The sequence below is a fragment of the Clostridium subterminale genome (assembly GCF_039521425.1).
Classification (GTDB): domain Bacteria; phylum Bacillota; class Clostridia; order Clostridiales; family Clostridiaceae; genus Clostridium_J; species Clostridium_J subterminale.
Genome location: NZ_BAAACI010000006.1, coordinates 175370 through 199204, shown reverse-complemented (window position 1 = coordinate 199204; position 23835 = coordinate 175370). Strand labels below are relative to the sequence as shown.

Here is a 23835-nt window from a genome sequence, read left to right as displayed (position 1 = left end):
TATAGCAACAAAATTACAACATTTTATTGCCTAAAGAAATTGTATCACTATATAAAAAAATAATGTGTAAATTCTTGTAGGCAACAATATTATCTTACCCCTTAAAATTTACACCTTATTTCACAAAATTACTTATTCCTTACAGTTATATAAACTTATTTGTGACTGTTAATATATCAGTGGATAAAATGTTAATATTCTGTGAGTTTTCTTGTCTTTTATTGTAGATTTATTTTTACTCCCAATATTTAATGTTTTTCTTAATGTTATCCACATACTTTTCCACTTTTTGTTCATAAGACTTGTTTATAACATGTGTAGAAAACTTTGCTTCATTATACATATTAGTAACTTCATCAACTTCTTCACAGTTATCCACTTTTATTTTAACAACATTACCCAGTTGCCTTGGAGTCATATATGTCTTAAAAACCTCCTTTTTATTAGCAACTTCTACAAACTCACTATACTTATATAAAACTTCTTCTCTAGGCGTCCCCTTCTTCCTAAATATCTTTTTAATTTTATTTATAACTTTTTTATAACCAGGATCCAATTGATCAATATCTTCAACTATTTCAGTATAACCACTATCTCTATTGATATTAGTTCCTTTTACTATTCTTTTTATAATACTAATTACAATTAATATTAATATTATTGTTACTATAGTATTCATTATAAATATAAATACCGGACTTGCTTTTACCATTTCAATATTAACTTCTTTGATTTGTTTTGAACTTTCACTACCTACATCTAATTTTCCAAATATATCTTCTAAAGATCCATGCCTTTCAGCAAATAATTTTTTTAAAGCATTAATAATCCAAATCATAGGATTTTCTATAATTTTTATTATTATATCTATTATTAATCCAGTTATAAATTCAAAACCTTCATATAAAGTCTTAGTTATTTTTAAAAATATATCATAGATAAATTCCTGTGTAGTTAATAAAGCTAAGGAAATCAGAGATATATTTATAACTTTATTAGCTTTTGAACTTTTAATATTATAGCAATATCCCATAGTCTCCCTCATAGTTATAACTACCAATATAAGATATATAATTGTCCCTCTAAATACAACCTCTGCATAATGAGACTTAAATATACTACAAATAATTGATGCTATAAAGATAACGGAAATTCCCTTTATAAGGATATTTTTATATCTATCATAGTTTATATTTTCATTAATTTCTCTAAGTAAAATAGCACTAATTAATGCTATAAATATTATATCTAAAATGGCAATTAATATTTCTTGACTAAATATTTCATAAACAATAGCTGGGATTAAAGATATTGCAATACAAACCTCTACCTTCTTACCTTTTTTTAACAAGTACTTACTAGTTAATATAGATATCATTATTAAAATAAATATAGAAAATTTCATATCCTTAGAAAATATAAGAGCTGTTACTATCATCCAAACAATAGATGTTAGCATACTAAATGTTATATCGTAATAAAGTCTAACTTGTTCAGACCAACTCATTACTTCATCTCCCCCTTATATGAAATTTTATCAATTCCCTTAATACTTTTAATGCTATTATCCCTAGATACATCTATAACCTTTATTTTATAACCATTTGCAACTAGAATATTTAAAATTCTCCTATCTTTCTCATTTAAATAAGAAGTAATTAATACATATGTGCAGTTTTTATCAAAATAATGCATTCTACTCTTTAAGTATTCATTAAGCTCATATTTTACAGCTAGATATATTCTAGTACAAAACTCTAATATCCTATTAAAACTTCCTACTTTTGGCTCAATTTCATTTACTGAATTTTCATTACAGTAAATTAAATGTGCATTACTCCAAATGCCTGTTGGAATGCTTTCCTTAGAAGCTTTCGCAGCTAATGCAACTGCAATATCTATAGATGTTTCTATAAGTTCTTCATCTATATAATTACAACAAGGATCTCCACACTGTGTATTAAGAATTATAACCATCTGCTGTTCTGATGTATAATCATAGTCTTTAACCATAAGTCTATCCGCCTTTAAAGAAGATTTCCAATGAATATCCTTCATTCTATCTTCAACATTATATTCTCTTATTCCTTTTATATAAAGCGGATCCTTATGTATCCATCTCCTTACTGTATTGTCTCCTAAAAAATTTGTAACATCAAATCTAAAGCTTCCGATGGATTTCACCTTAGGATAAATTAAAACTTCTACATAATTATTCTGCTCTCTACTTTTAATATTTAGTCCAAGCACATCTCCAATAAAAATATTCATGCACTTTATTGTATAAGCTCCCCTTTTATCTCCTACTAAAGTATAGGTTCTACTTTTTCTTTGAAACTTACCCATTACATACTTGCAAATATGCCAATTATCATTTCCATATTTATAAGTAGAAACTTCACCAAGAAACCTTAATTCAACAGGTATTCTTTCTTCAACTACCAAAAATAGAACTGACATTCTTTTATTATTTTCTACCTTCATAGTTATTGTAAATTCTTCTCCGACAGTTACCCTATCTGGTTTTATTTCTCTGTACACCTTTAAATTTTCATACCCTTTTTCAGTAAGCAAATCCATTATATTTACGAGTATAATTACAATTGCTGCAAGAAAAAATATTTGAAGTATCATAACGCACCTCTACTGTCTATCTATTGGAGTTTCTATAGTAGCAAGAATGCTTTGTATAACTCTTTCGCTCTTCTCACTACCACTATTTATTTCACTTTTCAAAATAATTCTATGACTCATTACAGGTATTGCAAGTTCTTTTACATCTTCAAGAATTACATAATCTCTTTCTCTAATAGCAGCTAATGCTTGACAACCTTTCATAAGATTTAATGTGGCTCTAGGACTACATCCTAATTCTATTTCACTGTTAGTTCTAGTAGCATTAACTAAATCCACTATGTATCTTCTTATTTCATCACTAACATGAACTTCATTATAATTCTCTTGCACATATTTTATTTCTTCCATAGTTATAGCAGGTTCTAATGATTCTAACGGATCTTCCCCTATGAACCTATCCATCATTTTCATTTCATCATCATAGCTTGGATACCCCATAGATAATCTCATGAAAAATCTATCTAATTGAGCTTCTGGTAACGGGAAAGTACCAAATTGTTCTACTGGATTTTGAGTTGCTATAACAAAAAATGGTCTCTTTAACTTTATAGTATTTCCTTCTACAGTTATCTGTCTCTCTTCCATGCACTCAAGTAAGGCAGATTGTGTTCTTGGCGTAGCTCTATTTATTTCGTCAGCTAAAACAATTTGACTTAGAAGAGGTCCTTCTCTAAATTCAAACGCCTTTAATTGTTGATTATAAAAATATATTCCTGTTAAGTCCGAAGGTAATAAATCTGGTGTAAATTGAATTCTTTTAAAGCTACAATTCATAGTTTTTGACAATGTTTTGCACAATTTAGTTTTTCCAAGTCCTGGAACATCTTCTAGTAATACGTGACCAGAAGTTATAAATGATACTATTATTTTATCAATTATATGCTCCTTACCAATTATAACTTTAGATATGTTTTGCATTGTTTTCTCTCTAAACACTTTAAATTTTTCAAGATCCATAATAATCCCCTCTACCCTTATATTTTACTTAGCTTTAATCTATATTTTATTAATGGATGTCATGATTATAATAAGATTAAAGTTTTGCCCTATGAATTTATTATACTCTTAATATGGCTATTATCCAAATATTTTCAATATACTAAATCAATACTTTTTGTTACTTAAATAATTTTTTAATTTATTATTAAATAATTAAAAAAAGCTTATTCTATTATAATATTACAATAGAATAAGCTTTTAATGATTAAAAATATTGTTTAGATTGTCATACACATATATGCGATTTACTAAAATAACAAATTAAGTCATGTAGATTTAACCAATTTCTTCTTTAGGCTTCCTAGTATTCATAAACTGAAATTCATCTGCTATAACTTCTGATATGTACTTTTTCTGTCCATCTTCACTTTCATAATGCCTACTTTGAAGTCTACCAGTTACACTAATAACACTTCCTTTAATTAGATATTCATTAACAATTTCTGCTTTCTTTCCTCTTAATACTACTGGAATGAAATCTACATGTTTTTCTCCTGATGCAGTTTTATAAGGTCTATCTACAGCCAAAACCAATCTAGTAAAAACCTTACTACTATCTTCAAAAACTTTAATTTCAGGGTCTCGTGTCAATCTACCAACTAAAACTATTCTATTCATCATATACCTCCAAAAAAACATATCATTTTTTGTAATTTTACCCATGAATATATTTTTTAAACATATTATAAAAAATATCTAAAATATTCTATTAATATAAGTATAATAAAAATACTATTGAAATCACTATTCCAATAGCATTTTTATTATATTTATTTATATATATCTGAAAATTCTATTTTTATTCTTTCTAAATTATATTTATCAGCATGATAAAGGTTTGTTGAGCAAAATTGATTTTTAGAAAGTATGTTAGGTAGTTCTACAATGAATTCACTTCCTCCATTAACAACACTTTTTACATATGTCTTTCCACCATGATTTTCAACTATAGATTTTACTAGGGACAATCCGATGCCACTGCCCTCGTGAGATCTAGTAAATAGATCCTCACCTTGTACAAATCTATCAAAAATCTTTTCTTGAAGCTCTTCTGGTATTCCTATGCCATTATCCTTTACTGAAATCTGAACCTTGTCCCCTAAATCATGAATAGATACCATAATAGTTCCATCATCCTTAGAAAATTTAACTGCATTAGATAGTAGGTTTAATACTATTCTTTCTATATTTTCTCTATCAATTCCAATAATTTTTTCTTCAATATCAGTATCGAATATTAAAGTCATACCCTTACTTTCAACATACTCTACTGCAGCCATAGTTATATCCTCCACTATAGCTACTATATCATAATTTCCAAAATTCATTTTTAAGTTACCTACATCAATTCTAGTAACATCTATTAAGTTGTTTATTAATCTTAGTAATCTATAGCTATTTACTTTCATTAAATCTAGGTATCTATCTAATTGTTCATCATTTTTATCTTTATAATTATACTGTAATACTTGTACAGTACTTAATATTATATTTAACGGTGTTTTTAATTCGTGAGACATATTAGATATAAATTCAGTTTTTAACTTATCATATTTTATAGCTTGTTCCAATTTAACTTTATTTAATTGCGCCTTTTTACGCTCTGTAACTTCTTGAATTAAAAATACTACAGATCTTCCATAACTAAAGTTTATTCCTAAACTTGCAATCTCCACATCTACTAGTTCTCCATATTCCTTACTTATTTTAACTTCCTTAAATTCTGTAGATTTCCCTCTAAATTGAGCATCAAAATACATTTCTTTAACTACATCTTTATATTCTTCATCTACTATATCCATATAGGATAAATTATTTAATTCATCTATATCATTGAGTCCTAAAATATTAACCAAAGCTTCATTACCTATCTCAAGATTACCATCAGAATATATAGCCATACCAAAAGGCAAAAGCTTAAGTAACTCCACATAGTTATCCCTATTCTTTATTACAGCTTCCTCCACTTTTATTCTTCTTGTTATATCTCTAAGTAAAAATATAGAATATATATCATTATCATTTCCAAAACACATTGGTGTAACTTCACAATACACAATGCTACCATCTTCTCTAATAAACTTTCTTTCTACTATGTTTAAACTAGAATTGTATTTAGAATACTGCTTTTTCAAAAATTCATCATTATATTCTATAGAATCTAATTTAATTATTTCAAAAATGCTTTTACCTAAAAATGTACTATCTTTAGAATGTCCAATTATATCCATAGCAACCCTATTTATATAACTAATTCTATTTTCTTTTTCTATTACAATTCCAGTAGTGCTTTTAGCAAAAATAGCTTTATAAAAACTTATATTTAAATCTATTTCTTTTGTTGATATGAAGTCCTCATCCTCATCTTTGTCTACTACAATATATTTGAACTCTTCATGTTCCTCCAACTCATTACTATCTTTATTAATATCTTCTGATTTAAAATGGAGATTATTACTTGCTATGCTTTTCAACAACATTATGGTGCCTTCATCCTTACCAACCTTTATGCTTCTAAAAACTAATTCTATTTCTATTTCTTTATATATCTTTGTGTCTATATTTGCTCGAATTCTCTCGCTTCTATCATTTTTTATAAAATCCTTTACATTAAAGACACCACTCTTCAATGTAGAAAATTTTATCATTGTATTTATGTCTAATCCTTCAATTAAACCTATACTTTGAACTCCTAGAAATTCTATCGCTCCTTCATTGCAGTATTTAATTTTATTATTACTATCTATAGCTATAATAGGTTCTGAAATGTTGTTGTAAAACTCCAAATCTTCCGTATTTTTAAACTCCATTATTTATCCTCCAATTTTAACGTTACTCAATGTACCACTTAATCATTTTACACTAAAATTAATACTTTTTTTACTACATTTTTCTACTATTATTCTACATTTTTTTCTTGACACGTTAATGAGAATAAATCTCTGTACATCTTCTGAGTAAAAATAACAAAATTTCATATACAATATAAAAACCGGTATATACTTTGGAATTATATACCAGTTTTTATTATCCATTATTAAATTATATATGCGTTTAAATAACTTTTTTTCTCAAAAAATTTTTAAAGTCATCTTGTAACTCTTGTCTTTTTAAAGCAAATTCTACTGTAGCTTCTAAAAATCCTAATTTATCCCCTACATCGTATCTTCTACCTTCAAAAATATAAGCGTGCATACTTTGCTTTTCCATAAGTGTTTTTAAACCATCAGTTAATTGTATTTCATTGCCTTTTCCTGGCCTAGTATCTTCCAATATGTCAAATATTTCAGGTGTTATAATATATCTACCCAAAATAGCCACATTAGATGGAGCTTCTTCAACTTTTGGCTTTTCCACTAAATCTTCAACTACATACTCTCTATCATTAATTTTATTGCCCTTTACAATTCCATATTTATTTACATTTTCTATCGCTACTTCTTGAACTCCTAAAATTGAAGTACCGTGCTCATCATAAGCATCCATTAATTGCTTTAAACAAGGAATTTCACTGTCTACTATGTCATCCCCTAGCATAACTGCAAAGGGTTCATCTCCAACAAAAGCTTTAGCACAACTTATAGCATGCCCTAACCCCTTTGGATTCTTTTGCCTAATATAATGGATGTTAGCCATATTAGTAGACTTATCTACTAACTCTAAAAGTTCCACCTTTCCATCTCTCTCAAGATTCATTTCTAGCTCTACAGCTCTATCAAAATGATCTTCTATAGCTTTCTTATTCCTACCTGTTATTATAAGTATCTCTTCTATACCTGAAGCCACCGCTTCTTCTACTATATACTCTATCGTAGGTCTATCTACAATAGGAATCATTTCTTTAGGTACGGCCTTTGTAGCTGGTAAGAATCTAGTCCCTAAACCTGCAGCTGGAATTATAGCCTTTCTAACCTTCATCTCATACCCCTCCATAACTATTAATACCGTTTATTTTATGTTAATCCACGCTATTATCTTAACACAATATGACAAATACTTAAACTAATATATCTTATAAGTTTCAATATTCAACATGAATTTCCTATAAGTTAAAATTATGCTCTCTATCATACATTAATAATGCATTTAATTCTCCACCTAATAAAATTGTAGTAGATGTTATCTGTAGCCATATCATCATAACTATAACTACTCCAATGCTTCCATATATGTCTGTATATTTCCCAAAATTATTGACATAAAAAGCAAATGCCATTGATAAAATTATCCAAACAATACTTGTAAATACAGCGCCTGGAAAAGTCTCTCTCCATTTTATTCGTCTTGATGGTATAAGCTTATATACCGCTGAAAATATAACAATCATACCAGCTAGACCAATTGGATATCTTAAATATCTTATAAAATAAAATAGCTTAATATCAAGATCTAACCACTGAACTAATTCTAGACTTATCATCTCTCCAAATACTAAAAATCCTAGTACAAATATTATCATAAAAGTTATTACTATCATAAATAGAACAGATAATATAACTACTTTTATCTTATTTTTATCTTCGTCTTCATTATATGCTCTATTTAGTCCATATCTTACAGCCCTAAAAGCTCTAGATGCAGTATAAAGAGAAAACATTAATGAAAAGGATAATAAATTTCCATTTCTAGTTTGTAGTAATTGTAGTGCTAAAGTAGATACTAATTCATATAATTCTTCTGGCATTATGGTTTGCAAACCGCTAATAACTTCACCAGGATCTACATTTATAAATCCAACTAGAGTTAATAACAAAATTAAAAATGGGAAGAATGAAAATAGCATATCAAAAGCCAACTGTGAAGCTAATGAAGATATATGATGATTCTTATATCTTAATGCCATTTTTACTATATACTCAGTTATTTTCATAGGCAATACCCTACCTTTTATATTGATCTAATGTCCATCCATTGTAATATTCCCCTCTTCATTAGGACAGAATATAAACAGTGTCAAGACCCTATAAACTCCATTAGAAATTGACGTACTATTGAAACTAAGTTTCCATTAATTATACCATCTTTCTTAACATAATTAAATAAATCACCCTTCATAAAATTTAGTGTTAACTTCCTTATAAAATAATAAATTTCTTATGATTATTATGAATAATAACTTTAAAATATATTATAATTAGTAATATAAGGGGTGATATTGTGAAAATTGGACTGGTACAAAATAATATCTTATGGGAAAATAAGCAATTTAACTTATCAGCTAGCAAAGAATTTTTTAAAAAAGCTAAAGATTTAAAAATAGATTTACTTTTGTTCCCTGAACTTTCCTTTACTGGATTTACAATGAACATAGAAAAATTAAAAGAATTCGATTTTTCTACTATTGCCTACATTACTAGTTTATGCAAAAGGTATTGCATTAATGCAGGAATAGGTTATATTCAAGGCATTGCTAATGATAAAAAAGGAAGAAATAATTATGCAATTATTTCTTCTAACGGAAATATTCTATGTAACTATTCTAAAATACATCCTTTTTCTTATGGTGATGAAAGTAAGTACTATACTGGTGGAGATGAAATATGTTTTGCACAAATTGATGACATAACCCTTTCACCTTTTATATGCTACGACTTAAGATTCCCTGAAGTTTTTCAAATAGCTTCAAAGAAATGTGACTTAATTACTGTAGCTGCTAATTGGCCTGAATCTAGAAAAGAACATTGGATAACCTTACTTAGAAGTAGAGCCATCGAAAATCAATGTTATATTGCTGGAGTTAATAGAATTGGTATTGGTAATAATATAATATATAGTGGAAATTCTTTAATTATAGATCCATTAGGTAAAATTATATGTAGCATAGACGAAGGTGTGGAAGACATTCTCGTAACAGACATAAATAGATCCTTAGTCAGTAGAGTTAGAACTTCCTTTAAAGTAAAGGAAGATAGGCGCGAATCCCTTTACGATAAATTAAAAATAAACAATGCATAGAATACAATTTGTTGATATTTTTATTTAGGTAATATATAATAAATATTATTAAACAACTATAATTATTAAAAGAGGTGTAAACATGATTGATAAAGTTTTAGAAGTACTAAAAAATTCACCTGAACCATTAAAAGCTGGAGAAATTGCAGAAAAAGCTGGTATTGACAAAAAAGAAGTAGATAAAGCTATAAAATCACTTAAAGCAGAAGATAAAATAGATTCTCCAAAGAGATGCTATTACGCTGCAAAATAACTAATAAACCAATATTTTAAAGAGTATACCTGAGTATCTTAATACGCTCTAGATATACTCTTTTTACATTTCTGATATCTCATTATTTAAAACTGCATTTACGTTAAGATATTTAATTATTTCTTTTAAAATCTTAATATCTAATTTCTTAAGAAGTTGATTTATTCTATAATGTAATTATAAATAACTTCTATTCCTTCTTCTATGTCTTTATAATTAACCATTTCCATATTTGTATCCTTATATCTTACAGGATAAACTAAAGTTCCAGTCTTAACCCCTATTCCTTCTTTGTGAATTGTTTTACCATCCCCTTGAGTTTCTCCAAAGATATAATGTGGCTTTTTATCCATTTTCTCATAAACCTTTTCTAATTGTTCTTTCACTTCATGATGCATTAATAAAGTTCTATCCATAAACTTTATTCCTGTACCCTTTCCTAAAGAAAACTTTCCACTTCCTCCTAAGGTATCTCCAGCCTTTTCTCCATCTATAACTAAAGCATACATAGGACTTATTTCATAGGTAGCTGCTCTTGCTCCTCTTCCTCCTAAAGTGTTTTGGGTTGAGAATACAAAATATATTTCCTTATTTAACTTTTCTAATGACTCCTTATTTTCTATAAGTTTCTCTATAGCTTTTAGTGACATATAACAGCCTACCCTATTATCTAAAGCTGGTGCAATTATATTCTTTTCTTCCTCTATAACATTAGATGTAATAGTACATACATCTCCTTCTCTCACTAGTTCTAAAGCTTCTTCTCTACTTCCTACTCCTAAATCTATATACATTTCATCTATTTTAGGACTATCTTTAGTTCCACAAACTCTTCCTGAATTTCCGTTTTCAAATTCCACCATATTATTTACAAAAGCGGATTCATCAAATTCTCCTACTTTTCCAATTCTTAAGAAACCATTATCTTCAATATACATAACTATAAATCCCATGGTATCCATATTAGATGAAATCATAACTTTCTTTTCTTCATCTCCATCGCTCTTACCTAAAACTGCTATAACATTTCCCATGCTATCCACTTTATTTTCTACTTCTAAGAAATTTAAATGCTCAACAATTACACTTCTAATTTCCCCTTCGTGCCCACTAACTCCAAAAGCACCTATCAAATCTTCAAATAATTTATTCATCACTAATACCTCCAAAATCTATAGTGTTTTTAAGTATTCTACTAGTAATTTAACTGTATTTTTTATATCTTCCTTTGATGCTATTGACACTGAAGAGTGAATATATCTGCATGGAATTGAAATAGTAGCAATCTTTGCCCCAAATCCTGTACCATGGAAGGTAGCTGCATCGTTTCCTCCAGCTATAGCCTTTCTTCTTTGGTATGGAATATTTAAATTATCTCCTACTTCCATAATGTCATCAGCCACATCAACATCAAATATACTAGTTAAATCCATTATTGATATAGCCGGTCCCTTACCAACTTCAGTGGCTCTTAGATGTTTAGGAACACTTGGCATATCTGCACATATAGTTCCTTCTAAAGCAATTCCTAAATCACCCTTTAAATTTAGAGAAGATATGAAGGCACCTCTTTCTCCAACCTCTTCTTGAACTGCAAAAACTCCATATAAATCTACATCATACTTTTCCTTTAGAGCCTCCATAAGCACTAAACATCCTACTCTATCATCAAAGGCCTTTCCTTTTATAAGACCTTCTCCAAATTCATCATACTCTGTATCAAAAACTACATACTCACCTAGCTCTATGAGATCTTCACTTTGGTTTCTAGTAGTAGCTCCTATATCAATGCAGCAATCACTATAATTAAGACCCTTTTCTCTCTCCTCTGCTCCTTGAAGGTGAATTGGTTTTGCTCCAATAACGCCTGGTATTTTATTAGGCCCTATAAGTACAGTCTTAGAAGGTATTATCTTTGCATTTATTCCTCCTAAAGCACTAAATCTTAGGCTTCCATCATCATTGTATCCGGTTATAATAAAACCTACCTCATCCATATGAGCATCAACTATTACTTTTTTCCCTTTTCCCTTTTTATGAACAATAATATTTCCCATTCTATCCACAAAAATTTCATCCACGTAAGAGGTAACCTGCTCTTTAATAAAGCCCCTCACTTCTCCCTCAAATCCTGAAGGACCACTTAAAGAAGTTAGTTTATCTAAAAGACCATCCTTTTGAAGAATTTCATCTAAAAACATACTAATTCCTCCACTTCTTCACCCTTTATACTTTCTATTAGTTTTGCCATCATATATCCTGTATTTTTTATATCATCCATATTTACAGTTTCCACCGAAGTATGCATGTATTTTATAGGGATTGATATAAGAAGTGTAGCAACACCCTCTCCAGCTACTTGGATATCCCAAGCATCAGTACCTGTATTTCCAGCTTCCACCTCTAATTGAAATGGAATATTATATTCTTTACAAACCTTCATAAGATGCTTTCTAACCTTCGGATGAATATTAGGTCCTATACAGATTACACCACCCTTACCTAATTCAGTATCTCCATGTTCAAGGCCATACATTCCACAATCAAAGGTAACATCTACAGCAATACCTATATCTGGATTAATCCTATTAGTAGCAGTTTTGGCACCTCTATGTCCTACTTCCTCTTGAGCAGAGCATACAAAGTAAACATCCATATCATGGTCTATATTTCTAAGTTCCTTAGCACATCTATATAAAGCTACAACTCCCCCTCTATCATCAACGGTTTTAACACTTACATTATTATTTAAAAGTTCTTTATAATTTCCTTTAACAGTAACATAATCCCCTGGTTTAACTATCTTCTCTAAAGATTCCTTAGAATAGCCTGTATCGATTAATAAAGAATCTATAGTTACAGCTTTTTTACGATCTTCTTCCTTCATTAAGTGAGGAGGCTTAATTCCTATAATACCGTGAATAATTTCTTTTCCATGGATTATAACCTCCTTAGAAACTAAAGTCTTAGGATCAATGCCATTACCTTTAAATGCTAAAAATCCATTTTCTTTTATCTCTGTTATAATCATAAACACTTCATCTAGGTGAGCCATAAGCATTATTTTGCCCTTGCCCTTCCCCTTCTTATGAATAATTGTATTATTCAAATTATCCCTAGTAACTTGTCCAAATTCTGAAAACACCTCTGCAACATAGTCTCCAAGCCAGTGCTCTCTTCCACTAGGTCCATGAGACATACAAAGGTTTTTAAGTAATTCTTTATCCTCCATAATCATAAGCCTCCCCTTCTAATTACAAAATACATTTATCCGATGACTACCAGCTCTAATACTCTCATCTTCTTCAAAATTGGGTGTAAAGAGCTGCTGTGTCCCTGGATAACGATTTCTAAGCTTCAAAGAAGCTAAGAAATCTGTTTATGATAAAAGTATACCTTAGCTGTTAAGTATTTACAACAATACTACTAAGGCATCTGAAAATAAATAACAAGTCAAATATACGAGCATTCTGACTTATTTATTTTTTGAAGATGCCTTAAGTAAAAAATACTCTTAAATTATATTATAGTAAATCTTGAACCCAATAATATACTTTGATATTCTATTATTAATAAATAAACCTTTGGATAAATTTTATTTATTAATAAACCATATTTTAAATGTTATAGGGATTATATTTTATAAAAGGAGAAACGATTATGACTAATTATACTAAAGATATTACTAAAGCCTTTGATGAAAAATTAGATGAAACTTTAATAGAATTAAGAAGAAAAATTCAAGGCTTCTTATATGAGAACTGTGAATCTATTTTTAAAAGAAGTACACTACCTACACCTGCAGAAAGTTATAATGAAAGCGATTTATCTATACTAGTAGATATAGTAGACAAGTATAGTGAAATTTATAAAGACTCTCTAGGAATAATTAATGGTACAAAAGTAGATTTAAATCAACGTGAATGTATAGCTTGCACAAGATGTACTAAATATTGCCCTAGTGGTGCTCTTGAAAAAATAAATAAAGAGTTAGTGTTACATGAAGACAAGTGTTTAAGATGCGGAAACTGTATTGGTAACTGTTCATTTTTAGCCCTATCTTCAGAGAAAACTGGATTGACTATATATATTAATAGTGCAGAAGAATCTTGTCCTCCACGCATATTACCTAAATTCTATAACATAGAGGAAATTCCTAATGTAATGGATAAGCTTTCAGCCTTCTATAATACTCATAAATCTGAAGGGGATACCTTTGCCACTACCGTTAATAAAGTAGGCTTTAATGAGCTCTTAAACTATATAAAAGGTTAAAAAAAAAGCCTAGAAAGGTACTACCCTTTCTAGGCTTTCTATATTATTATCTAATAAGTAAGTAAATAAACCCTAAAATTAAAAGTACAATAACTCCAGTAGCTATCATATTTGCTTTAAAAGAATGATTATAAGAATACTTTTCTGTATCAGCACATATTCCCTTAAACTCTGAATCCTTAGCATTAGTTCTTTTAAATAAATCTACTGACATGATACCATCTCCATTCAATTCAAAATATTCCTTATATTCTGTTGATTATACCACCTAGTGCAATGAAAAAAATTATTAATACCTAAAAGTATCTAAAAAGTACTTATAAGTTATATAGTATTAATTGTCGTATAATAATTCTTCTCTTCTGACTTTACATGTTCTAAATTTTTTCCCATACTTTGAAATAGATGATCAAAATAAGTTGTAAAATCACCTTCAAGATCTTTTAATAGTTTCTCTTTTATTAAAGCTATATTGTTGTAAAGTTCTTCTTTTTTTCTCTCTAATTCCTTAAACTCACGGTAATATTCACATTTAAATATACTATCTTCTTTAAAGTTCAGATGAATATACTCTTTTAAAAAGTCTTTTTCATCTAAAATTAATATGTTGGATGTATCTATACAGTACTTCTTTAAATTATTATAATTATCATATATTTTGTTCCATTCATCATATAAATCCATGATTAAGCCTTGATTATAAATCTTTATGTTTCCTACATAGCTATCTATAGATTTAAATATATTCATATGACTAATAGATTTTATATTGTCCATAAGCATATCTATAATGGAGTTATAGTAATCATTTTTAATGCGCCTTAATGAAGATTTAATAATTTCACAAGTTATATAATTGAACTTGTCTTCGAAACTTCTACATATGGTATAGAATTCTTCTTCACTATTAATGTAATAAATAAGCCTAAAAAATTCATTGTAAAATATAGTATTTATACTAAGTTTTATTTCATCGGTCATTTCATCAAAGCTAAATTTACTTATATTCAGCATCATACTTAAATAGTCATGTTCTATAGAAAACATCTTATATCCTATAGCATAGGCTCTATTTTCCATAGCGATATCATCAATAGTTGTATATTCTATTAAACCTCTTCTAATTAAATTTGATTCACTAATTTCTTTAGCTAAATATTTATTTAACTCTTTTTTATAGATTTTTATTCTTTTACTAAACTCATCTTCAAAGGCTTCATTGATAAAGTTAAGTAGTACCTCTATAAATTCTTCCTTTACTTCTATTTCTATCTTTTCTTTTAAATTGTCTAGAAAATTTAAAACCTCATCTTCTTTAATAATTATTTTATCTTCAATCTCACCCTTATTTAGGGTATCTTTTTTCTTTAGATCAATTATTAATTCTTTGAATGTATTCCAAATAAATCTATGATAAGACTTTATTTCTTCATCTAAAGCATCTATTACAGCCTTTTTAAGATCAAAAATCTTTAACTTAAGGCGATCTAATACATCTTCTATATCTTCATAAACATAGTCATTTAGTTCATTATATATTTCTTTCTCATTATATTTCATATGGAATGTATAAACCTCTAGCTCACATTTCTTTTTAAATACATTTAGTTTAGAATTTATATTCTTTTCTATACTGTCTAAAATATTAGCTATAAATTCTTTATCTATATTTACTTCTTTACTTAAAGCATCACAGTTTACCTCATGCTCTTCACTAGTATGTATTTTATGAAAAACTTTTTCAACTCTTTCCTTTTCCTCTACTATAACAAATGTATTAAAATCTCCAATGAATTCTTTTGTCATAGATTCTGTAATAGAGCTATCATATTTAAAATACCTTAAAAATTCTTTCTTTAAGTTTTCAAATATCTCTACAATATCTATATACAAGTTAATTTTATTATACAATGAAGTTACTAGTGTTTTATTTACCTCTTTCATAAGTACTCAACTCCAATACATTAATTGAATAACTTATTCTACACAATAAATAAAATCCCTTGTTTCAAGAATAATTTGATGTAAAGATCTATTAATATTTTCATCTAATTATAATAAAAGGTATGCCTTATTTTATGGCATACCTTTTCTGCTATTCTACTTCCACTTCTCTATCTAGTGAAAATAAGTATAAGTATTTCTTAACTTTTTCTTTCTTAAAGGCATCTTTTATAGCTTTACTATAATAATCTAATTGCACTTTATATCTTGCCTTAATTTCTTCTATATTATCTTCTTTCACATAATCAGTTTTATAGTCTAAAATGATACCGTCTTCTCCATCTTCAAAGTAACAGTCTATTACTCCTCTTAAAAGCATCTTTTCTTCTGAATATGCTTTTTCATTGACATTAGGATAAATAGTAGAAGCATTTATTTCTACTCTAAAAGGTAGCTCTCTTTTTAACGCACTTTCATTGTAAGCTTCTATTACTTTTTTACCTATGTTACTCTGTAAAAACTTAAGGATTTTATCTACCTTCACTGATTTTGCGGCTTCAAAGGTTATAAGTTCCTTCTCTACCATGGTATTAATTTGCCTTGTTATGTCTTCTTTAGTAAGGTCACCACTTAGGTCTAATCTTTGCATTATATTGTGATAAGCAGTTCCCACCTCTGATGGAGTTAATCCCTTTTTCTCTTGAAGAAATAGTGGTGTTTGCATTAATGGTCTAAACTTTCTTGCTCCTTCTGCTTCATCTCCATAGACTATATCCTTATAATTATCTTCATCTAAACTATCATTGTCCATGATAATATAATTTTGCTCATTACCTTCTAAATTCTTATTATGAAGCTCCTTTAATTCCGTAACAGTGATTACTGTAGGCAGTTTTGTTGCTTCTTCATATTTATAAGTAAATTCTAATCTTTCTTTAATTGCTTTATAATAATCTTTACCTAAATTTTCATCGCTATTAGCTAAAAGTTTATCTATTTTTTCTTTTACCGGCATTTCTTCTAAGGTTGTATCATTTATTTCTTCAAAGATTTCTCTATGATATATAGCCACCTTAAATCTACTATCATCCTCTTTTAAATCTTCCTTTAAAATATTTTCATTATAATGTCTTAGAGGCTCTCCAGCTCTATGATTTATAAGGGCAGCTCCTATCCAATCCATGTAGTTTTTCTGATTCCTTACATAGGTTGATTTTATATTTTCATTCTCATCTTTTCCAGTTCCAGACCATTTTTCAATTTTCTTATCTAAAGCCTTACTGCTCCCAACTAAGATTAACTTTTCTTTTGCTCTAGTAAGAGCAACATATAGAAGTCTCATCTCTTCAGATTTATTTTCCCCTTGAATTTTCTTACTTATAAACTCCCTTTGTGGTGTGTTATAACTAATTCTATTATCTAGATCAATATAAGTAGGTCCAAAACCTAATTCATGATGAAATAGTATCTTACCCTTTAAATCACCTTCATTAAATCTTTTACCAAGACCACAGAGAAATACTATAGGAAACTCTAATCCCTTACTTTTATGAATACTCATGATTCTTACTACATCTTCATTTTCTCCTATGATTTTAGCACTTCCCATATCTTCACTACTAGTTTTTATATTATTGATAAAGTTTATAAAATTATATAAACCTCTATAGCTAGTTCTTTCAAAATCCTTAGCTCTCTTAAATAAAATTTTTAAGTTAGCCTGTCTTTGCTCTCCTCCAGGCAATGCTCCAACATAGCCATAGTAACCTGTATCCGTTATAATTTCCCATATAAGCTGATTTATAGGAGTATATTTACTTTCCAATCTCCAGTTATTTATTTTATCTAGGAAGTTTTTAATCTTTAGTTTTATGTCAGTATTATTATAGATTTCTTCCCTTATATCACTAAGTTTCTCACCTTCATATTCCTTTTTATCATAGTTTAAAAGTCCTACCATGGCATGATAAAAGCTCACATTCTTATTAGAAATTCTTATATCTGCTAGCTCCTCCGTAGTAAATCCACCAATAGGAGATCTTAATACAGCAATTAAAGGAATATCTTGTATTGGATTATCTATAATTTCTAAAGCACTTATAACTGTCTTTACTTCAAGGGTATCAAAATACCCTCCTCCCCCTTCAGAGAAAAGTGGAATTCCTACTCTTTTAAATTCTTCTATAAATATAGGAGACAGCTTATTACTTGACCTTAAAAGAATAACAATATCTTTATAGGTAGCTCTTCTATAGTCATCTAAGTTCTTATCATATACCTTTAATGAATTTTCTCCTTTAAGCTCCATTAGCTCTCTTATACGTTTTGCTACAAATCTAGCTTCTATCTGCATTGAGTCTAGTTCTTCTTTATCAAGTTCTTCCTCACTACTTGTATTATCACTTTGTTCTTGAATCTCTTCTTGTATTTCATTATCTTCTTTATCTTCAATTTCTTCATAATCAAGGTTTATAAGGTTAAATTCTACTTCTCCACCAATATTGCCTTCATCTGAAAACTCTTTATAACTTGCTCCAACTTTTAATTCTTCACTCTCATCATAAGATAGTTCCCCTACATCCTCACTCATAACAGCATTAAATATATAGTTTATCCCATCTATAACCTCTTTTCTACTTCTAAAGTTTTTATGGAGAGTAATAAGGGCATTATAGTCATCTCCATCCTTAGTGTAGGTTTCCTTCTTGCTTTTAAATAACTCAGGTTTTGCCATTCTGAATCTATATATACTTTGCTTTAAGTCTCCAACCATGAATACATTTCTTGTATCCTTTTCTGTTCTACAAATAAGATTGATTATTTCCTCCTGAACACTATTAGAATCTTGATATTCATCTACTAGTATTTCTTCAAATTTATCCTTTAACTCTAAAGCAATACTTGATGGTTTATTTTTCTCTTCCTTATGTCTTAAAATCTCGAGGGCAAAATGTTCTTGGTCATTAAAATCTATGATACCTCTTTCCCTCTTCTTATTATCAAAGATATCTTTAAATTCTATTACTAGATTTGCTAGCTCCTTCATTAGTGGATAGAGTTTTCTAGTAATTTTTATATTCTCCTCGGAAGTAGCATTTAAGATCTTACTCCTTACCTCCACATATATTTCCTTAGCAGCATCTCTTAAATCCTTAGCCTGCTTTTGTATTACCTTTTCTTCTTCTGTTAATTTTGTCAAAGTTGGAATTCTTCCAAATGCAGTTTCTTCAATATACTGTCTTTCTTCCTTTAATTCACCTTCAATTATTGTTAAAGTTCTCTCTAATATCTCTCCATCATTTTCAAAGGTAGCTTTATATTTATCTATAATAGGATTATTTAGTACAAAATCTAATCCTTCACTATTTATCTCTAAAGCATTTATTATATCTTCTCTTAACTCCTTTAATAATGTATCCTTAAAAGGTAAGTTTTCAAAGGAAAAATCTTCACCCACATTAAAAATTTCTGATTTAGCTCTAAGCCATGCTACGGGATCACCTATACTCATAGAAAAGTTATATAATCTTAAAACTATTTCTGCCAATGCTCTATCACTTTTATTATCACAATAACTCTCTACTAGTTGTATAAACTCCTCTTTACCTTCAATATACTTTCCTTCCATGAGCTCTTCTAAAGCTTCTACCTTTAGAAGATTTATCTCTGTAGTATCACCAACCCTAAAGTTAGGCTCTATATCTAATTGATGAAAGTTATTTTTAATAAGGTTTAAACAAAAGGAATGAAGGGTTGATATACTTGCCTTATTAAGAAGTATTAATTGGGTTTGAAGATTTCTATTATTAGGCTCTTCCTTAATTCTCTTATTAATAGCTTCTCCTATACGTTCTCTCATCTCTGCCGCTGCTGCATTAGTAAAGGTTACTATAAGTAATTTATCAATATCTACAGGATTATCTCTATCTGTGATAATTTTTATGATTCTTTCAACTAAAACTGCAGTTTTTCCTGAACCGGCAGCTGCAGATACCAATGTGTTTCTATATCTAATATCAATGGCATTTTGCTGATCCTCAGTCCATTTAACACTACTCATTGCTTTCACCACCTTTTCCCTCTTCCTCTAGCTCCTGAAGAAGTTCTTTTTTATTTCTTCTAGGCATTACTTTAAAATTATTAACTCCCATGGTTTCATCAAACTGGCATATGGAAGAAAACTCACAAAATTCGCAGTAATAGCTCTTTCCATTTTTACATGGAGTTACTTCTATAATTCCATCTAGCATATCTTCACAGATTTCTCTAACCTTCTCCTTCATGTGAGTTCTTAGCACATTAAAACCTTCATATGTTATTACAGAGCTATTATTCTTTGAAAACTCTGCTTCATCGCTACCCTTTTTAGGTTTATTTAAGGATACAGGAATTACAGATGAGGTTCCTCCATTTTCTATGGTTTTATCCATTTCCTTAATTACCTTTAAGTCTCTTATGATAATTCCCTTCATTTTTAATGCCTTTAATACTTCTTCTTCTAAATTCTCCATGGTCAGCTTTTTAGACCCATCCATTATTGGATCATCCACAGAAAGATATACCATAGCCCCTGGCATAGTTCTGCCCTTTCCTTCTGAAGTTACAGGTTCTTTAGACATTTTCTCTTGTTCAAGAGTTAAAATTGCATCTAAATAAGTTAATAGCTGAATTTTTAATCCATTATATACATCATTTATATCTAGATCTATTCTTCCTGTTTTATAATCCACAACTCTGTAATAATTAACCCCATCTATAGAGGTTTTATCCACTCTATCAATCTTTCCTTGTAATTTTACTACTTCTCCTGTGGATAAAGTTATAGGGATTGGTGGATAATAATCATCTTTTTCAAAGCCAAAGGAAATTTCATAACCAAGAGGCTGAAAAGTTCCTCTTTCCATCTGCTCATTAATGATTAACACCATCCTATATAAAATTCTTTTTACCCTTGTAGCTATATATTCGTATCTCTTAGAGCTTTTTAATATCCTATGTTCTTCTGAGTTTGTAAGCTCTGATATAACATCATTTAGTACTCTCTCACAAAATTCTTTATCTAAAGTTCCCCACTTAACATTTTCTTTTTCTACTCTTTTAGAGAACTTTTCAAGACCTTCATGAATTAAATTTCCGAAATCAAGAGGTGCAAAAGTATAAATTTTTCTCTCTTTAGCTTTAAGCCCATACTTTACAAAATAACCAAAGGAGCAATTGGCATAGGCTTCTATTTTAGATACACTAAGGCTTTTCCCATATAATTGCCTTATTTTATCTTTACCTATGGCTTCAATATGATTTTTATAGGTAAATCCACTTATTACCTTAAGAAGTTTTCCTCTATATTCTGGCTCATGATAATAATATCTATATATTTCCTTCCAAATGTCTGTTATCTCATCTTTTTCTATATATTCATGAAGCTTTTTTATTAAGTTATTAAAGGTAGGGGTTTTTCCTACTATGGCTTTTTCATCTTCTCCTACTTCATCCTTTAATATATCTGTATTCTCCAAAACATTAGGGAATAAAGCTTTAAGCCTTGGAATCACCATGGAATACCTCTTAGTCTTTCCTTCTAAATCAGCAATTGGATAAGTAACATATAATAAATTACTTGCAATACTTAGCAAATTGTATATTAAATATTGCTCCCCAAAGGCCAACTCAAAGCTATTATCTGCCACACTTATATTATTATTTTTAAATATTATTCTATCATTATCATTAAATAGACCTTCATCTCCAGTAATCCTTGGAAGTATCCCATCATTTACACCAACTACTATGGCTACCTTTACCTCTTTAGCCTTTATTCTCTCAGCACTTCCTACCACTACTTGATCCATAGATGTAGGAATTAACCCCATTTTATTATGGGATATGCCCATAGATAAAATATTATTAAACTCTTCAATGGTCACCACTTCTTCTCCTAGAATATCTACAAACTGATCTAAAAGCTCTATAAGCATATTCCAGATACTACTATACTCATCAACTAATAAAAGATTATTATCTCTCTTAAATTTCTCTATATATTCATTAACATTTTCATAAACTCTATTATCAACTAAGAATTTATAAATACTTGAACAAATATCCTTAACCTTATGCTTACCCTTTAATTTCTCCTCCAATTCAATAAGAGGCTCTATTCCTTTATTTTTTATTTCAATTATATTCTCATACTTATGGCTTTCTCTCCAATACTCCTTATTCTCATCTATCCACTTCTTCCTAGTTTTAATGCCAAACTCTAAAACATAATTCTCTAGTAAATCTACTTCTTCTGCTGATAAATTCGCAAAACCACTTTTAAAATAATTAACTATGGAATTATCTCTAAAGCCCTTAGAGAATATATTTAAAAGTGAAGTTATATATACAACCAGTGGGTTTGAAGCTATATCTTCCTTATCATCTATAAAGAATGGAATTTCATATTCTTCAAATATTACTCTAACTATATCCTTATAGTTTTCTAAATCTCTACTTACAACTATAATATCCTTATATCTAAAGTTTTTTTCTCTAACTAATTTTAATACTTCCTTGGCTACAAACTCCACTTCTCCATAGGGATTTTGAGCCTTAAATATACTGATATTTTCTGTAGAATTTTTAAATATTTTTCCCCTATTATTAAAGTAATTTTTCTCTAAAAAGGCCAACTCCTGACTTTCTTTAAATCTATGTCCTATGCCTAAATGAAGATTATTTTTAGGATAGTATCCATTATCTTGAGCAAGCTTTGTAAGTTTTTCTTCTGTAGTATAAATTGGATAGAAAGGATTAGTATCATCATTTTTATCTGTGACCTCATCCCCACCATACGGTATTGTTATATTAACATTGGTACAAACTCTTAGCAGTTTGCCTATGATGTCATATTGTTGAGGAGTAAAACCACTAAATTCATCTATCCATACTTCTGCTCCCTTTAAAAAGCTGCTTTCTTCAATCTTTCCTTTTAAAATAGTTAAATTGTCCTCAGGATCAAAATATCCTTCACTAAGTTTATCTTGAAATTTTGAATAAATTACTTCTATATCACTTAATTTATCCACTAGTAGTGAACTTTCATCCACATTTTCCTTTAAATCTTTAAGCGTCTGTGGAGTAATTTTATGTCTTTTAAATTCTGTTAATACACCTATGATTTTATCTATAAATCCCTTTTGTTTTGTAGCCTGCTTAAATATACTAAGTTCATCTTTTGTCTCATCTATAGCTCTTCCTACAATTATAGCTTTTCCCGTATCATTCATATATTTATGAGTTACTCCACCAACTTCATTAAAAATAGTAAAAGCTAATCTTTTAAAACTTAAAAGATGCACATTATTTATTCCAGTGGCACCAATTCTTTCAATAAGAGCCTTCTCTGCTCTAAATGATAACTGCTCTGGAACTATTAATATTAATGGAGCTTTATTATCGACAGATTTTTTATAGATCTCTTCAATACAGTTATAACTCTTACCTGTACCTGCTCTACCGTAAATAAATCTAATTCCCAAAATCTCACTTCCTAACTTTTAATTTAGGCATTTGAAAATAAATAATAAGTCAAAGATGGGAAGTATATTTTGAGTTAGACAAGGAAACAGGTTCCACAGATAGTAGCACTATCTGCGGGTCATGTTGACGCAGTATAACACAAAATAGACGAACATTCTGATTTATTTATTTTTTGAAGATGCCTTATATATTTCACAATTTCTTATGATAAATTTCTTTCTTTTCATTACCTAATTATAACATAAGCC

At 28.9% G+C, this 23835-nt stretch carries 17 protein-coding genes; 3 read left to right on the top strand and 14 right to left on the bottom strand.

Annotated features, from left to right (window positions below; all coding sequences use genetic code 11):
* Positions 1-235: 235 nt before the first annotated feature.
* From ABDZ93_RS09935 to ABDZ93_RS09905, 7 genes are all read right to left on the bottom strand, one after another.
* A complete protein-coding gene (locus tag ABDZ93_RS09935) occupies positions 236-1507 on the bottom strand; it encodes a hypothetical protein (protein ID WP_343825962.1) in 1272 nt (423 codons plus the stop codon).
* Complete coding sequence (locus ABDZ93_RS09930) at positions 1507-2634, bottom strand: DUF58 domain-containing protein (protein ID WP_343825960.1); 1128 nt, start codon at positions 2632-2634, stop codon at positions 1507-1509. Before ABDZ93_RS09930 ends, ABDZ93_RS09935 begins: the two co-directional genes overlap by 1 nt.
* Before the next feature lie 9 nt (positions 2635-2643).
* Positions 2644-3594, bottom strand: a complete 951-nt coding sequence (locus ABDZ93_RS09925) for an AAA family ATPase (protein WP_343825958.1) — start codon at positions 3592-3594, stop codon at positions 2644-2646.
* 318 nt (positions 3595-3912) lie between these two features.
* On the bottom strand, positions 3913-4254 hold the full coding sequence (locus tag ABDZ93_RS09920) for a single-stranded DNA-binding protein (RefSeq protein WP_343825956.1): 342 nt from the start codon (positions 4252-4254) through the stop codon (positions 3913-3915).
* A 152-nt stretch (positions 4255-4406) separates the two neighbouring features.
* Positions 4407-6446 carry a PAS domain-containing sensor histidine kinase gene (locus ABDZ93_RS09915; protein ID WP_343825954.1) on the bottom strand — a complete coding sequence of 680 codons (2040 nt, stop codon included), beginning with the start codon at positions 6444-6446 and terminating at the stop codon, positions 4407-4409.
* 244 nt (positions 6447-6690) lie between these two features.
* A complete protein-coding gene (galU, locus tag ABDZ93_RS09910) occupies positions 6691-7554 on the bottom strand; it encodes a UTP--glucose-1-phosphate uridylyltransferase GalU (RefSeq protein ID WP_343825952.1) in 864 nt (287 codons plus the stop codon).
* A 124-nt stretch (positions 7555-7678) separates the two neighbouring features.
* Positions 7679-8479 (bottom strand): YihY/virulence factor BrkB family protein, encoded by an 801-nt coding sequence (locus tag ABDZ93_RS09905; RefSeq protein ID WP_343825949.1) that lies wholly within the window; start codon positions 8477-8479, stop codon positions 7679-7681.
* A 314-nt stretch (positions 8480-8793) separates the two neighbouring features.
* Here ABDZ93_RS09905 and ABDZ93_RS09900 point away from each other — a divergent pair, with 314 nt between their 5' ends.
* Together ABDZ93_RS09900 and ABDZ93_RS09895 are read left to right on the top strand one after the other, a co-directional pair.
* Positions 8794-9591 carry a nitrilase-related carbon-nitrogen hydrolase gene (locus tag ABDZ93_RS09900; RefSeq protein WP_343825947.1) on the top strand — a complete coding sequence of 266 codons (798 nt, stop codon included), beginning with the start codon at positions 8794-8796 and terminating at the stop codon, positions 9589-9591.
* Between the two features lie 82 nt (positions 9592-9673).
* On the top strand, positions 9674-9844 hold the full coding sequence (locus tag ABDZ93_RS09895) for an HTH domain-containing protein (protein WP_343825945.1): 171 nt from the start codon (positions 9674-9676) through the stop codon (positions 9842-9844).
* Between the two features lie 161 nt (positions 9845-10005).
* On the opposite strand, the gene ABDZ93_RS09890 is transcribed toward ABDZ93_RS09895, so the two are convergent.
* Genes ABDZ93_RS09890 through ABDZ93_RS09880 form a run of 3 tightly spaced genes read right to left on the bottom strand, consistent with a single transcriptional unit; the run spans position 10006 to position 13076 of the window.
* The gene (locus ABDZ93_RS09890; RefSeq protein WP_343825943.1) at positions 10006-10998 is read right to left on the bottom strand and encodes a M42 family metallopeptidase; all 993 of its coding nucleotides are present in this window, start codon (positions 10996-10998) and stop codon (positions 10006-10008) included.
* Between the two features lie 18 nt (positions 10999-11016).
* Positions 11017-12045, bottom strand: a complete 1029-nt coding sequence (locus ABDZ93_RS09885; protein ID WP_343825941.1) for a M42 family metallopeptidase — start codon at positions 12043-12045, stop codon at positions 11017-11019.
* On the bottom strand, positions 12036-13076 hold the full coding sequence (locus ABDZ93_RS09880; protein WP_343825939.1) for a M20/M25/M40 family metallo-hydrolase: 1041 nt from the start codon (positions 13074-13076) through the stop codon (positions 12036-12038). The genes ABDZ93_RS09885 and ABDZ93_RS09880 overlap by 10 nt, the downstream gene beginning before the upstream one ends.
* Before the next feature lie 428 nt (positions 13077-13504).
* On the opposite strand from ABDZ93_RS09880, the gene ABDZ93_RS09875 reads away from it, so the two are divergent.
* On the top strand, positions 13505-14119 hold the full coding sequence (locus ABDZ93_RS09875) for a 4Fe-4S dicluster domain-containing protein (protein WP_343825937.1): 615 nt from the start codon (positions 13505-13507) through the stop codon (positions 14117-14119).
* Between the two features lie 46 nt (positions 14120-14165).
* Here the strand turns inward: ABDZ93_RS09875 and ABDZ93_RS09870 are convergent, their stop codons facing one another.
* The 4 genes from ABDZ93_RS09870 to addB form a co-directional block, all read right to left on the bottom strand.
* Positions 14166-14333, bottom strand: a complete 168-nt coding sequence (locus ABDZ93_RS09870; RefSeq protein ID WP_343825935.1) for a hypothetical protein — start codon at positions 14331-14333, stop codon at positions 14166-14168.
* A gap of 110 nt (positions 14334-14443) precedes the next feature.
* Entirely contained in the window at positions 14444-16063 is a 1620-nt protein-coding gene (locus tag ABDZ93_RS09865; RefSeq protein ID WP_343825933.1) for a hypothetical protein, read from the bottom strand.
* Positions 16064-16214: 151 nt separating this feature from the next.
* Complete coding sequence (gene addA, locus ABDZ93_RS09860; RefSeq protein ID WP_343825931.1) at positions 16215-20123, bottom strand: helicase-exonuclease AddAB subunit AddA; 3909 nt, start codon at positions 20121-20123, stop codon at positions 16215-16217.
* Positions 20116-23586, bottom strand: coding sequence for a helicase-exonuclease AddAB subunit AddB (gene addB / locus ABDZ93_RS09855; protein ID WP_343825930.1), 3471 nt, complete (start codon positions 23584-23586; stop codon positions 20116-20118). Before addB ends, addA begins: the two co-directional genes overlap by 8 nt.
* Positions 23587-23835 lie beyond the last annotated feature (249 nt).

Excerpts from the sequence above, each read along its gene's own strand:
- ABDZ93_RS09935 (WP_343825962.1), bottom strand. The coding sequence starts at position 1,507 with ATGAGTTGGTCTGAACAAGTTAGACTTTATTACGATATAACATTTAGT.
- ABDZ93_RS09930 (WP_343825960.1), bottom strand. The coding sequence starts at position 2,634 with ATGATACTTCAAATATTTTTTCTTGCAGCAATTGTAATTATACTCGTA.
- ABDZ93_RS09925 (WP_343825958.1), bottom strand. The coding sequence starts at position 3,594 with ATGGATCTTGAAAAATTTAAAGTGTTTAGAGAGAAAACAATGCAAAAC.
- ABDZ93_RS09920 (WP_343825956.1), bottom strand. The coding sequence starts at position 4,254 with ATGAATAGAATAGTTTTAGTTGGTAGATTGACACGAGACCCTGAAATT.
- ABDZ93_RS09915 (WP_343825954.1), bottom strand. The coding sequence starts at position 6,446 with ATGGAGTTTAAAAATACGGAAGATTTGGAGTTTTACAACAACATTTCA.
- galU (WP_343825952.1), bottom strand. The coding sequence starts at position 7,554 with ATGAAGGTTAGAAAGGCTATAATTCCAGCTGCAGGTTTAGGGACTAGA.
- ABDZ93_RS09905 (WP_343825949.1), bottom strand. The coding sequence starts at position 8,479 with ATGGCATTAAGATATAAGAATCATCATATATCTTCATTAGCTTCACAG.
- ABDZ93_RS09895 (WP_343825945.1), top strand. The coding sequence starts at position 9,674 with ATGATTGATAAAGTTTTAGAAGTACTAAAAAATTCACCTGAACCATTA.
- ABDZ93_RS09890 (WP_343825943.1), bottom strand. The coding sequence starts at position 10,998 with ATGAATAAATTATTTGAAGATTTGATAGGTGCTTTTGGAGTTAGTGGG.
- ABDZ93_RS09885 (WP_343825941.1), bottom strand. The coding sequence starts at position 12,045 with ATGTTTTTAGATGAAATTCTTCAAAAGGATGGTCTTTTAGATAAACTA.
- ABDZ93_RS09880 (WP_343825939.1), bottom strand. The coding sequence starts at position 13,076 with ATGGAGGATAAAGAATTACTTAAAAACCTTTGTATGTCTCATGGACCT.
- ABDZ93_RS09875 (WP_343825937.1), top strand. The coding sequence starts at position 13,505 with ATGACTAATTATACTAAAGATATTACTAAAGCCTTTGATGAAAAATTA.
- ABDZ93_RS09870 (WP_343825935.1), bottom strand. The coding sequence starts at position 14,333 with ATGTCAGTAGATTTATTTAAAAGAACTAATGCTAAGGATTCAGAGTTT.
- ABDZ93_RS09865 (WP_343825933.1), bottom strand. The coding sequence starts at position 16,063 with ATGAAAGAGGTAAATAAAACACTAGTAACTTCATTGTATAATAAAATT.
- addA (WP_343825931.1), bottom strand. The coding sequence starts at position 20,123 with ATGAGTAGTGTTAAATGGACTGAGGATCAGCAAAATGCCATTGATATT.